General features: G+C 69.1%; 8 protein-coding genes. 6 read left to right on the top strand and 2 right to left on the bottom strand.

Features of this window, described 5'->3' with window-relative positions:
* Positions 1 to 77: 77 nt before the first annotated feature.
* Genes ACGGAQ_RS22415 through ACGGAQ_RS22400 form a run of 4 tightly spaced genes read left to right on the top strand, consistent with a single transcriptional unit; the run spans position 78 to position 2,209 of the window.
* The gene (locus tag ACGGAQ_RS22415; RefSeq protein ID WP_393052155.1) at positions 78 to 476 is read left to right on the top strand and encodes a YbaB/EbfC family nucleoid-associated protein; all 399 of its coding nucleotides are present in this window, start codon (positions 78 to 80) and stop codon (positions 474 to 476) included.
* Positions 463 to 783 carry a type VII secretion target gene (locus ACGGAQ_RS22410; protein ID WP_393052154.1) on the top strand — a complete coding sequence of 107 codons (321 nt, stop codon included), beginning with the start codon at positions 463 to 465 and terminating at the stop codon, positions 781 to 783. Before ACGGAQ_RS22415 ends, ACGGAQ_RS22410 begins: the two co-directional genes overlap by 14 nt.
* Positions 780 to 1,925, top strand: coding sequence for a WXG100 family type VII secretion target (locus ACGGAQ_RS22405; protein ID WP_393052152.1), 1,146 nt, complete (start codon positions 780 to 782; stop codon positions 1,923 to 1,925). The genes ACGGAQ_RS22410 and ACGGAQ_RS22405 overlap by 4 nt, the downstream gene beginning before the upstream one ends.
* On the top strand, positions 1,925 to 2,209 hold the full coding sequence (locus ACGGAQ_RS22400; RefSeq protein WP_393052150.1) for a hypothetical protein: 285 nt from the start codon (positions 1,925 to 1,927) through the stop codon (positions 2,207 to 2,209). The genes ACGGAQ_RS22405 and ACGGAQ_RS22400 overlap by 1 nt, the downstream gene beginning before the upstream one ends.
* Before the next feature lie 14 nt (positions 2,210 to 2,223).
* Here the strand turns inward: ACGGAQ_RS22400 and ACGGAQ_RS22395 are convergent, their stop codons facing one another.
* On the bottom strand, positions 2,224 to 8,217 hold the full coding sequence (locus ACGGAQ_RS22395) for a DUF4011 domain-containing protein (RefSeq protein WP_393052149.1): 5,994 nt from the start codon (positions 8,215 to 8,217) through the stop codon (positions 2,224 to 2,226).
* Between the two features lie 433 nt (positions 8,218 to 8,650).
* Between ACGGAQ_RS22395 and ACGGAQ_RS22390 the strand changes: the two genes are divergently transcribed.
* Both ACGGAQ_RS22390 and ACGGAQ_RS22385 read left to right on the top strand, forming a co-directional pair.
* Positions 8,651 to 8,854, top strand: coding sequence for a hypothetical protein (locus tag ACGGAQ_RS22390; RefSeq protein ID WP_393052147.1), 204 nt, complete (start codon positions 8,651 to 8,653; stop codon positions 8,852 to 8,854).
* Positions 8,855 to 9,159: 305 nt separating this feature from the next.
* The gene (locus ACGGAQ_RS22385) at positions 9,160 to 10,923 is read left to right on the top strand and encodes a pentapeptide repeat-containing protein (RefSeq protein ID WP_393052145.1); all 1,764 of its coding nucleotides are present in this window, start codon (positions 9,160 to 9,162) and stop codon (positions 10,921 to 10,923) included.
* On the opposite strand, the gene ACGGAQ_RS22380 is transcribed toward ACGGAQ_RS22385, so the two are convergent.
* Entirely contained in the window at positions 10,920 to 11,810 is an 891-nt protein-coding gene (locus tag ACGGAQ_RS22380) for a 1-aminocyclopropane-1-carboxylate deaminase/D-cysteine desulfhydrase (RefSeq protein ID WP_393052143.1), read from the bottom strand. The two genes, ACGGAQ_RS22385 and ACGGAQ_RS22380, sit on opposite strands and share 4 nt — an antisense overlap.
* Positions 11,811 to 11,829 lie beyond the last annotated feature (19 nt).

The raw sequence follows: 11,829 nt of genomic DNA, 5'->3' as shown, positions 1-11,829 counted from the left end.
ACGGAGCGCCACCAGTTGATAACGTGCCGGTGATCCCGTCGGCTGCCGTCGGCGGTGGTCCCCTGGGGAGGGTCACCATGTGGGCGGACGAGGCTGCGCTCGACGCGGCCGGACGCCGGCTCGACGAGTGGGAGTCGTCGCTCGCCGAGCGGGCGGAACGGGCGAAGACGCTGTCGGCGAGGATGCAGGAGCTGACCGGCACCGCCCACAACACCGACCGGACCGTCGACGTCACCGTCGACGCGGCTGGCCTGTTGATCGACCTGCGGCTCGACGAACGCATCCGGCAACAGTCCGCGGCGCACACCGCCCGGCAGATCCTGGAGACCACCAGAGCCGCGCGCACCGACCTGCTCCGCCAGGTCCGTGAGGTAACTGTGGAGTTCCTCGGCGACGACGCGAGCGCCCGGGCCATCATCGACTCGTACCGCGCCCGGCTGGCCGGTGACCAGGGTTCGAGCGATGCCGACCGGTGACGGCATCCACGTCGACCCGGACGACCTGACCGCCCACGCCGCCCGCCTCGATCGCTGCGCCGGCAGCCTCGACACCGCCCAACAGGCAGGCCAGCACGTCCGGTTGGGCGCCGACGCGTACGGTCAGCTCTGCGCGCTGATGCCGACACTGCTCGACGGCCTCCAGCGGACCCTGGTCGACGGCATCGGCGCCGCCGCCGCGTCCGTGCGGGACACCGCCGGCAGGCTGCGGGCCGGGGCGGAGCACTACCGAAGCTCCGACGCCCGCGCCCAGCACCTGCTCGACGAGGTGCGGCAGCGCCCGTGACGTCCAACCCGCTCGTCGCCGCCGCAGCGGACACCCCGCCCAGCGCCTGGGCGGGTGTGTGGATCTGCGAGGACATCGAACTCCTCGCGCAGGGCGTCCGCAACGGCAATTGGATCGACGGCAGCCTCGGTGTGGTGAGCGCCGGCCTCGACGCCCTCGCCTTCGTCTCCGACCCGGTCGGCGCCCTGCTGCAATACGGAATCGCCTGGCTCATCGAGCACGTCAAGCCGCTCAGCGAGGCGCTCGACTGGCTCGCCGGCGACCCGGCGCAGATCACCGCTCATGCTCAGACCTGGCGCAACGTCGCCGCCTCGCTCCGCGAGGAAGCAGCCGAGCTGACCCGGGCCGTCCGCGACGACGTCGCCGGCTGGGGCGGCAGCGCCGGCCCCGCCTACCGCGCCTGGGCCGCCGAACAACAGCAGGCGATCACCGGCCTCGCCCAGGGTGCCGACACCATGGCCGCGATCACCGAAGGCGCCGCCGGCCTGGTGGCCGCCGTCCGGCTGCTGGTCCGCGACGCCATCGCCACCTGCGTGTCCCGCCTCATCACGTACGCGGGCGAACTCGTCGTCACCGCCGGCCTCGCCACGCCCCTGGTCGTGGAGCAGGTCACGACGCTGGTGGCGTCGTGGGGGGCGCGGATCGCGCGGCTGCTGCGGGCGCTGCTGGCCAGCCTGCGTCGGTTGATCCCGGAGGTACGCCGGCTCGGCGACCTGATCGAAAAACTCAAGCAGGCACTGGGTCGGCCGCAGCGTGCCGGGGCAGAGCCGGGCGACCTGAGTCGGGTTCGCGGTCGCGGAGCTGGTCCTCGAATGCCGATGAGGATGGAGGCGGTGACGACCCTCGCCGCCAAGTACGGGATTGATATTTCCGACATCCGACTCACCATCAACAACCGGGTTTCCGGTGTGTGCGGACTGACCAAGCCCGACGAGTCGGTCATGCTCTGTCGAGAAGCCTTCCGGAGTGAGGAGGACCTGGCCCGTACGCTCGAACATGAGCGGTTCCATGTCGCCGAACTCCGCCAGGGGCGCCCGTACCCGGCCACCCGTCATGAGATCGATGCATTCGAGGATCGAGCCTACGCCCATGAGGAACAGTGGTGGGCCACCCATTCGGTTAGGCCGGAAGGAGCGCACTGATGGCCACGTTCGATGAGTGGTTGACGGCATACGACGTCGTCTACCGCGCGCTGCCGGCGACGTCCGATCTTGCCTGCCCGAACTGCGATCACCGGACCCTACGGATCGTCTTCACGGCACGGCCCGCTGTCGAATACGGGTATGTCTCGTTCTGGTGCGACACCTGCCTGGAGGGGATCTACGTGTCCCGGGCACCTATTCCGGTAGGCGTCACCGCACGATCGGCAGACGAGCCGCCCGAGGAACGCAACCGTGGCATCCCGGACTACCGCCTCGTTCGGTAACGACTTTGCGTATGTCAAGCCAGGATCAGGCGGCCCTCCTGGTCGAAGCGGAGGCGACCGCTGGTCACGGCGACGTGCAGCCCGTACCGGAGTAGTTTGTCGATCTTCTCGGTGCGGCGGCGGTAGCCGAGCCGCTCCAGGCCGGCGCGCAGCAGCCGCTCCTCCTCCATGGCCGGCACGCCCTGTAGTACGTGCACGAAGGCGTTGGCCACCTCCTCGGGCGGCACCTCCTCGAACGCGCGGTCGTTACTCGCCTGCGTAACCCGATACGCGCGGTACGTCTGCGGGTCGGCGCCCTCGGGCCAGGCGTACCGGCTCACGGTCGGGTGTGTGTACAGGCGGCGGGAGTCCACGAGCGCGAGCACTGCGGTACGCCGGTCCTCCCGGGTCCGGAGGAAACCGAACCGCGCGAGGGCGAGGCGTGCGAGCCGGTGCTGCTCGATGGGCCCCTCAGCCTCGATGATCTCGCGGAGCGCGTTCCGCATCAGGTCACGTACCCGCCGGTCGGTGGCCAGAAGGTCGAGGTCGGCCTGGTCTCCGAGCGAGGTCGGGACGTACGGAACGAACGGGCTCACCGTGATGGTGTCCGCGCCTGAGGTCGCCGTGACCTGCGGTGCGGTGGTCGCGGCGGCCAGTGCGGTGACGGGTTCCGCCGAGGCGCCCATGAGGGGCTCCTCGTCCACCGCGAGGCGCGGCTGTGGCAACTCGGCGGCCGGTGTGGGGCGTGGCGGCCCCGCATCCGTTACGGAGCGCGGCTGCGGCAGTTCGATGGTTTCGGGTGCCGCTGCGACCGCAGACGACTCGGGCTCCGGCTCAGCGGTCGTGGGGGCCTCGGCCTGGGCGACCGCTTCGTCGACCCGGTCGAGCAGCGCCGACCGGTCGTGGATCCACGCCGGCAGCCAGAACCGCACGACCTCGGGCCAACCCATGATCGAGCGGAGGAGCGCGGGCGCCGAGTCCCGGTCGGCCACCGTCGGGCGTGCGCTCCAGTCCGGGCCGTCGAGCATGACGGCCACCTGCCACCGTGGTGAGCCTGGTCTGCGTACGGCGATGTCCACGGTGAAGTCGGAGAGGCCGTGCGAGGTGCGGACCTCGTGGCCGCGGTCGCGCAGCGCCGCGGCCACCTCCTCGCGGATCCGACTGCGCCGCTCGGTGCGGTCGGTGGCGAGGTCGCCCAAGCGCTCCGCGCCGGCGGCAGCCATCTCGCAGTACGCCCGCAGGTGCTGCGTGCCCAGCGCGGACGTGCGGGACAGGTCGATGTCGGACGGGTCAAAGGACGAATAGAGGACGACCTGACGGCGGGCGCGGGTGATGGCCACGTTGAGCCGCCGCTCGCCGCCGGCCTGGCTCAGCGGACCGAAGTTCAGCGGGAGCTGGCCGGTCTCCGGGTTGGTGGAGAAGGCCAGGGAGAACAGGACGACGTCCCGCTCGTCGCCCTGCACGTTCTCCAGGTTCTTGACGAAGATCGGCTCCGCGACCGCACCGGAGAGCTGCTCGCGGATGACCGGATCAGTGCTCTCCTCCAGCAGGTTGAGGATGAGGTCCCGCTGCTGGATGTTGAAGGTGACCACGCCGACGGACTGGGTGGCGGTCGCCGGGTCGTGCAACCGCCGGGTGATGTCCGCGAGGATCGCCCGGGCCTCGACCTCGTTGGTGCGGGAACCGCCCCGGTCGTACTGGCCCTCGACGCGCCGCCAGCTGACGCCGGCCGAGCTGGCGGCACCGGGCGACGGGAGGCTGGAGAGCTTGTTGTCGTAGTAGTAGCGGTTGGAGAAGGCGATGAGTGACTCGTCGTGACTGCGGTAGTGCCAGGAGAGCCACCGTTGCGGCAGTCCCGACTCGACGGTCTCGCTGAGAATGCTCTCCAGGTCTTCCGGCACGGGGCCGTTGCCCTCGTCGACCTCGTCGACGCTGTGGCTGGCCTGCATGATGCTGCTCGGCGGCATCTGCCGGGAGTCGCCGACCACCACCACGGCGCTGCCCCGACCCATCGCGCCGATCGCCTCCGCCACCCGGATCTGCGAGGCCTCGTCGAAGATGACCAGGTCGAATCGTTGGCTCCCCGGCGCCAGGAAGTTCGCCGCGGACGCGGGGCTGACCAGCACGCACGGGGTCAGTGCGAGCACCGCGTCCGGGTACTGCTCGAACAGCTCCCGGAAGGACCGCCCGCCCCGCTTACGGCGGAGCTCCGCCGCGAAGTCAGCGAAGCGGCCACGCCTGTCGGCCGGGCTGAAGGGGCGGCGACGGACCAGCACCGACGGCAGCTGCGTCGGCAGCGCGGACCGCAGCTCACCGGCGGCCGCCTCGAACTGGCTGATCTCGTCGTCGTGCAGTTCCGGGTCGAAGTACTGCAGGCCGCCGGCACGCACCCGCTCGGCGAGGGACGCCGTCGCGACTCCCCGCCGGTAGACCTCCTCGGCGAGATGCCCGGGCACCTCGGCGCGCAGCAGCTGGTCGCGGTAGTCGGTGAGGCCGGCCGAGGCCAGCACGTCGGCATGGGTGAGGACGGTCGCCCACCGGCGCAGCGGGAACAGCTCCTCGGCCCGTAGCTCCTGCAGCCAGACCGCGCCGTCGCGCTGCCAGGCGTCCACCCAGTGCGAACCGGCGGCCCACAGGGTCAGCTCCGGCCCGGCGGAACGCAACACCCCGCGCCAGGCCCGCCACCGTGAGGCAAACCGGTCGAGCAGGCCCGCGTCGACGTCGGTGAACCCGCTCTGGAACAGCTCCCAGGCCTGCGGGTGCTGGCTCAGCAGTGTCCGGCCAACCCGGGTCGCCTCAATGGCCTCCGTCAGCCGCTCCTGCGCGGTCGGGTCCGTGGGCAGCCACTGCGACAGCCGCAGCCCACCGAGCCCCTGCAGGTGTTGATGAAGCGCGGCGGCCTGCGCCTGGGCAGCGACCAGCCGGCCGGTGAGCACCTCCATCTGTTCCACGTCGAGCGTGGCACCGGCGACCACATGCACGGCCAACCGGTCTGCGATGGCCTGGCGGCGCTTGCGCTTGCCGAACAACCGCTTCGCCGCCTCCTGGGCCTCATCGTGCCAGGTGGTCAGCTCCGGTCGGGCGAACACGTCCGGCCGGAAGGTCGCGAGCTCACCGGCGAAGCCCTGCCGGAAGGCCGCCAGGTCCGCCTGGAGCCGGGCCACCGCCTCGTCCCACCGCCGGTCGCTGGCGTGCAGGGTGGTCGCCCGGTCCGGCAGCAGTCCGCGTACGGCGAGCCAGGCGCCCGCCTGTAGCTCGCTCACGCTCTCCGGGGCGGCCAGCGTCCGCAGCAGATCGACCAGGCGCGGATGCGCGGCGAGGTCGGCGCGGAGACGTTCCAGCTCACCGGCGATCTCGGTGACCGCGGCGCCGTGCAACCCGTCGAGGGAGCGACAGCCGCTGAGCGCCCACGGGTGCGCGGCCCGAAGACGGGCCGACCGGGCGGCCGCCGGGAACTCCCGCAGGGTCGTCTCGACCTGCGCGCGTGCCTCGGCCGGTGCGTGCAGGTAGGCCACCGGGATCGGGGCGACCGGCCCGTCCCCGTACGCCAGGGTCTGCTCGTAGGCCGACCAGAGCGACATGCCGACGGGGTTGGTGGTGTGCACCTGCGCCGGATACTCGGTCAGCGGGGCGAGTCGCGTCCGGTAGGCCGTCTCGATGGCCGTCCACGTGCCGTCGCCGCCCTGGTCGTACTGGTCGAGGGCGTCGCGCAGCTGTTGGCGGATCGCGTTGAGGGACTGCTTGCGCCCGTGCAGGTCGAGCGCGAACGGCCCGAGGCCGATCTGCTTGAGGCGGCGCTTGACCACCTCCAGTGCGGCCTGCTTCTCGGCGACGAACAGCACCGACCGACCGGCGCTGACCGCTCGGGCGATCATGTTGGTGATGGTCTGGGATTTGCCGGTGCCGGGCGGGCCCTCCAGGACGAAGGAGTGACCGCGCTCGGCGCGCACGATGGCCTGCATCTGCGAGCCGTCGGCGGGGATGGGCAGGTGCAGGTCCGCCTCGTCGACCATGACCTCGGCGTCGTCCGGGCGGGCCGGGTCGTCGAAGGTGGCGCCGGAGGACTCGACCAGGTGCCGGACGACCGGGTTCTCCATGAACCGGGGCCAGTGGTCGGTGAGGTCCCGCCACATCTGGAAGGTGGAGAACTGCAGCAGTCGAAGGCTGGCGGTCTCGTCGATGCGGTAGTTGAGCCGGTTGTCGAGCAACCCCGTGTTGATCGCGGCGAGGGTCTTGGCGATGTCGATGCCGTGCTCGTCGAGGACCGGCCGTTCCAGCTCCGGGATCCGCACGCTGTGCTTGACCCGCAACCACTCGATCAGGCAGTAGTTCGGGCTGGCGACCTCGGTGCCGTCGATGACCATCGCGTACGGGCGACGGCCGCTGCCGCCCTCGATGCGCACCGGTAGGAGGAACAGCGGCGCGTACGCCTCTCCCCCGGTCGTCTTGGTGTGCACCAGGGTGCCGATGGTCAGGTAGAGGTAGTTGCTGCCGGTCTCCTGCTCCATCGTGCGCGCTTCGCGCTGCAGCGCCCGCATTGCCGTCTTGTAGCGGGCGTCGGTGACCGCGCCGTAGACCCGGCGATCGGTGCGCAGCTCCCGGGTCAGGATCTCAGCGTCGAGGTCCTGCGCGCGGCGCGCCCCGGCCAGCTCGTGGACGTGGCTGATGTCGTCCTGCGGGATGACCTGCACCTGACGGCCGTCGTGGATGAGGTCGTCGAGCAGAGCGAGGGCACCGGCCGGCACGTGCAGGTCCAGGCCACGCCCGCGCTTGGGCAGGTTGAGCAGCGGGTTGCGCAGGCTCAGGTCGAGCAGCGACTTCTTCCACTGCTGGACGCGTGCCGGCGACCCGTCGGACTGCTGCGCCACCTCGTCGCCGTCGTCGGCGAGCTGGCGCAGCTTCGCGGCCGCGACGCCGGGCGGAAGGTCGAGGGACGCGGTTGTTTTCGGTGTTGCCTCGGCGTCGACCGCGGCGGGCGCGATCAGCTCGTCGGCCGACGGCAACGGGCGGATCCCCGAGCGATGGGCCAGGTGGACGTCGACGACGCCCTGCATGCGCTCGCCGTCGCCGCGGAAGTGCCCGAGCCCGACCCGTACCGCCTCGGTGAAGGTCGCCGACTGCGCGCCCGGCCCGATGCGGGTCAGCTCGACCGGCACCGCTCGGCCGGAGTCCACCATCGAGATCAGCAGGTTGGTCTCGGTCACCGCGGCCGAGCCCAGCCGCTCCTCCTCCAGCAGGAAGCCGCCGAAGGCATGTCCCGCGCTGATGAAGATGAGCGGGTGCAGCCCTGCCGCCTCCAGGCATGCGGCGTACGTGACGGACAGGTCGAGGCAGTTGCCGAGCCTGCCGTCGAGGACTGCCGCGGTGGTCCGTACCTTCTGGCCGGTGTTCTCGAACGACGCCGGCAGGGTCTGGTAGGTGATCTCCAGTTGGCGCAGCGCCTCGTACACGGCGCCGGCGATCAGCGCCGCCCGCTCCGAACCCTCCTGGTAGCCCTGCAGCGAGCCGGAGCCGGTCCGCGCGAGCAGGAGCTGGGCGGCTGCCCGCAGGACCGCCTCGACCGCCCGGGTGTTCGGCTGCACGAAGGCCGCCAGGCTGTCGTACAGGGCAGGGCTGTTGAACCATTCGTTGTGCGCCAACACCCTGGACGGGGCGACCAGCGTCAGAGTGTTGTCGGCTGTCTCGACGGTGAGGTGGTAGTCCACCGGGAACGCCTCGTCGGTGCGGTACAGCAGCTTGCGGTCGGGCGTGAAGTCACGGAAGTCGTCCCAGCTCGTGCTGGCCCCGGGCCGCAAGGGCGCAGCGAGGGTACGCGTCCACGGCTCGGTCAACGCGCCGTCCGGGCCTCGCAGCTCCAGCGTCAACGTGACATCGGTCAGCGGCACCGCGCCCCGGTTGACCAGCGTGAGGTGACGGACCAGCGGCACCCGGTTGTGCACCAGGGCGGCGTTGATCGCCGGCTGCACGAGCAGCCCGACTTCGAGCTGGTCGTCGTCGGCGGTGAACTGCGCGAAGACGCTGTCGGACATGGGCGTTTCTCCAGGTGGGGAGACCGGGGAGGGCCAGCCTAGCGGTCAACCACCTGGTGGAGAGGGCCCCGGCCGTACGACGATCTTGGAAGCCGTACGTCTGAGGCAGGATGTGCGCTCTGCCGACGCACCACCAGCACCTGGTCTACGGCCACGCCACCAATCACACGGCGAGTCGGATTCACGACATGGCGCGGAGGTGCTGGTCAGGGGCCTGCCCGGGCGCTCAGCAGCCTCGCCGGCGAGATGCGAGTCGGATTATCCTGGGTTGATCGCTGATCGCGCTTACCCCTGGACAGATCCTGACGAACTCAGGAATGCACGGCTGTGCTGATCCGCCCGCCCGAACGGCGACGTTCAGTCCAGCAGCTGCCCGAATGCCTCGATGAATACGAGGCGGAGTCGTCCTGCACACCAGAGAAGGGTTGCCGCCATGAACGAACGACAAGCGATCGAGTACGCCCAGCAGATTGGCGTGGCGCCTGGAGACCACATCTTTCTGCAGAGTGAGGGTCAGATCATGAACCCGCACCCGCACAGCCGCAACGACACCGGTCCGCACCACGTCGACGGGTGGCGCGTGGAGAACATCGGCGGTCAGTACCACGCTTCGAAGATCCACTCCGACGACCGCTGACAGCGGGGCCGGTTGCCGCGTTGCCGGGGACCGGCCCTCCGGCGTTCTCCGACACGGACGGCCCGATCCCCTGGAGCTGGCCCTTGCCCGGCACCGACACTGCGAAAGAGGCATCCTGGCACGAGTGCGTGCGGCCACGTTGTCGTGGAGTTCGCATAGCAGGCGTCGATCAGTGCGCCGCACACGCCAGTCCGGCCGCTGTCGCGTCCTTCGTCGAGGCCGTCCGAGCGGGCGCGCCGTGCGACATCCGCGGCACTCGGGTCGACCGACGCCTCCTCAGAGAACTTACTGCCGGCAGCAAGACGGTGTTCGGGCAGATCATTGCCACCGGCGCGATCTTTCTGGATGATGCCGAATTCTCGCACTGCAGGTTCACTGGTGAGGCGAACTTCGACGGAGCCGTCTTCCGATCATCCGTACGTTTCGACGCGGCGCTGTTCGACGGCCCGGCGCGGTTCACACGGACGCGATTCGACAAGCGGGCGGGATTCGACCAGTCAACCTTCACCGAGGATGCCCGCTTCACCGGCGCACGATTCCGCAGTGCAGCCAGCTTCGACCGGGTCGAGTTCCGGCAGGCCTCCTGGTTCGAGCGCGTCAGAGTGAACGGTAACCTTTCCATGGCAGGCACGACATTCCGCCGCCTCGCCTGGTTCAACTCCACCGTGATCGACGGGAGTTCCAGGATCGAGGGATCCTCGATCGAGCACGACTCGTCGTTCGAGGGGTGCAAGTTCAACGGTCGAGCCTCCTTCGCCGGCACCACCTTCGGTGGCGTGCTTTTGTTCACTGACGCCCTGTTCCGCGAGGATGCCTCCTTCGAACGCTGTTCCTTCGCCCGAGAGGCGAAGTTCAGCCGGGCGTCATTCGGCGCCGACGTCCACTTCGACCAGGCCACGTTCTCGGGCTCAATCTGGCTGGAAGGTCTCACCTGCACCGGTCGGGCAATGTTCGACAGCACGTCGTTCAAGGAGCAGTGCTACACCGAGGATGCGGTCTTCGCCGGCGGGATCTGGCTTACCGGGGCGGAGTTCTTTGCCTCGACGCACTTTGGTCCCATGGACGCCGGTCCGTCTCTCGTCCTCAACCGTGCCACGTTCGAGCGGCGCACTCGCGTGCACGTTTCGGCTGACCGCCTCGTGTCAGTCGGAGCGCGCTTCCTGGACGGTGTGGTGGTCTACGCCGCTCGTGCCGACATGGCTTTCGACGGGTCGATCTTCGCTGGACCCTCGACCCTGGCCGCGACAGCGGCAGCCAACGAGTCACGACAACGAGCCCGCGTGGTCTCGCTGAGGCGGGTGGATGTCGCGAACCTCACCATCCTGGATCTCGACGCCTCCGCTTGCCTCTTCGCCGGAGCCTACAACCTCGACAAGCTGAAGATCGAGAGTCCGAACGCCTTCAGCCTGTCGCCCGGTTCCCCGAGCATAGCCATCGGCTCGAAGACCCTGCCGGTCTTTCTGTTCTGGACCAGGAGGCGGGTGATCGCAGAGGAGTGTCGCTGGCGAGCGACCCGTGCTCGCACTCCGAAATTTCTGCGACGACGGTGGGCTGCCTCCGGCACGCAGCCTCCCCCATGGCTCGGTGAGCTGACGGACCAGGACCCCGAGATGCTCTCCACCGACCGGATATCGAGCGCGTACCGCTCCCTGCGCAAATCGTACGAGGATGCCAAGAACGAGCCGGGCGCTGCCGATTTCTACTACGGCGAGATGGAGATGAGGCGCAAGGATTCGACAGCATCTCGGGCAGACCGCTTCATTCTGACCTGCTACTGGCTCATCTCGGGGTACGGGATGCGAGCGTGGCGAGCGGTCCTCGCACTCCTGTTCGTGGTGGGCACCCATGGCGTGCTGTTCGCTCTCCACGGGTTCGCCGGACGCTCACCGAAGGCGAAACCCGACTACCTGAGAGGACAACTCTTCGCGCTCGACTCGTTGCTGTTCAACCCCGACCGAAACGTGCAACTGACGACCACCGGCATCACACTGCGGCTGACGATCAAGACGCTGGGACCAATCCTGCTGGGCCTCGCTGTGCTCGCGGTTCGCAACCGGGTGAAGCGCTAGGCTGAACGACTGGCGTCCACACCACCGGTGTGGACGGCGACGATGCGGCTTCCCTGGGGGAAAAACCCCTTCTGGGCAAGGTCGAACAACCCGTACATCATCTTGCCGGTGTAGACGAAGTCCAGGCTGATCCGGTGAGCTGCGCCGAATCTCTCGATGAAATCCAACAGCTCGGGGGTCCGCTTCGCGAAGCCACCGAAGTGGTAGTCGAGCATGACCGTCCAGTTCGCTTCGTCAGCCAGCCCGCACTCCGACAGCAATGAGCGGACCTCCCCCGTCAGGAAGGCGGCCCCCTTGAGCGAGCTGAAGCCAAGGGCATGCGCCCGGCCCGCCAACCCTGCGATCACCCCCGTCAGGGTGCCGCCGGTTCCCATCGGACAGCAGACGTAGTCGAAGGGCACGTCGATCTCGTCAACGATCTCCGCACATCCGCGAACGGCATGGCAGTTCGTCCCGCCCTCGGGTAGCAGGTAAAAGGCACCGTGGCGGTTTCGGAGGTCGGCCAGGACGTCGCCGTCGTACTTGCGTCGATACGTCCCGCGGTCGAGGTAGTCCAACTCCATGCCACATTGCACGGCATGCCGCAGCACGTCGTTGAGGGGAAGATGCTCCTCCCCCCGGATGACGCCAATCGTCTTGAACCCGAACAGCTTGCCTGCGGATGCAGTGGCGTAGATGTGATTCGAATAGGCCCCGCCGAAGGTGAGAATAGTGTCCGCGCCCGACTCGCGGGCAGCGTCAAGATTGTGTCTCAGCTTGCGCCACTTGTTGCCCGGAATCGACGGATGGACAAGGTCGTCGCGCTTCATCAAAAGGGTGACGCCAGCCGCGACGAGGACAGGATCCACTATCTCGTGCAGCGGCGTAGGCGTCTGCGGCTCCTGCATGGTCACGAGCGTAAAGCCT

Origin of the sequence: Micromonospora sp. NPDC047557, assembly GCF_043205095.1 — a bacterium.
Classification (GTDB): domain Bacteria; phylum Actinomycetota; class Actinomycetes; order Mycobacteriales; family Micromonosporaceae; genus Micromonospora.
The sequence above is the reverse complement of the archived record's forward strand: the minus strand, read 5'-3'. Positions and strand labels throughout refer to the sequence as shown.

Bases quoted from the DNA above. Each gene is read 5' to 3' on its own strand.
- ACGGAQ_RS22390 (WP_393052147.1), top strand. From the start codon at position 8,651: ATGAACGAACGACAAGCGATCGAGTACGCCCAGCAGATTGGCGTGGCG.
- ACGGAQ_RS22395 (WP_393052149.1), bottom strand. From the start codon at position 8,217: ATGTCCGACAGCGTCTTCGCGCAGTTCACCGCCGACGACGACCAGCTC.
- ACGGAQ_RS22410 (WP_393052154.1), top strand. From the start codon at position 463: ATGCCGACCGGTGACGGCATCCACGTCGACCCGGACGACCTGACCGCC.
- ACGGAQ_RS22380 (WP_393052143.1), bottom strand. From the start codon at position 11,810: ATGCAGGAGCCGCAGACGCCTACGCCGCTGCACGAGATAGTGGATCCT.
- ACGGAQ_RS22415 (WP_393052155.1), top strand. From the start codon at position 78: ATGTGGGCGGACGAGGCTGCGCTCGACGCGGCCGGACGCCGGCTCGAC.
- ACGGAQ_RS22400 (WP_393052150.1), top strand. From the start codon at position 1,925: ATGGCCACGTTCGATGAGTGGTTGACGGCATACGACGTCGTCTACCGC.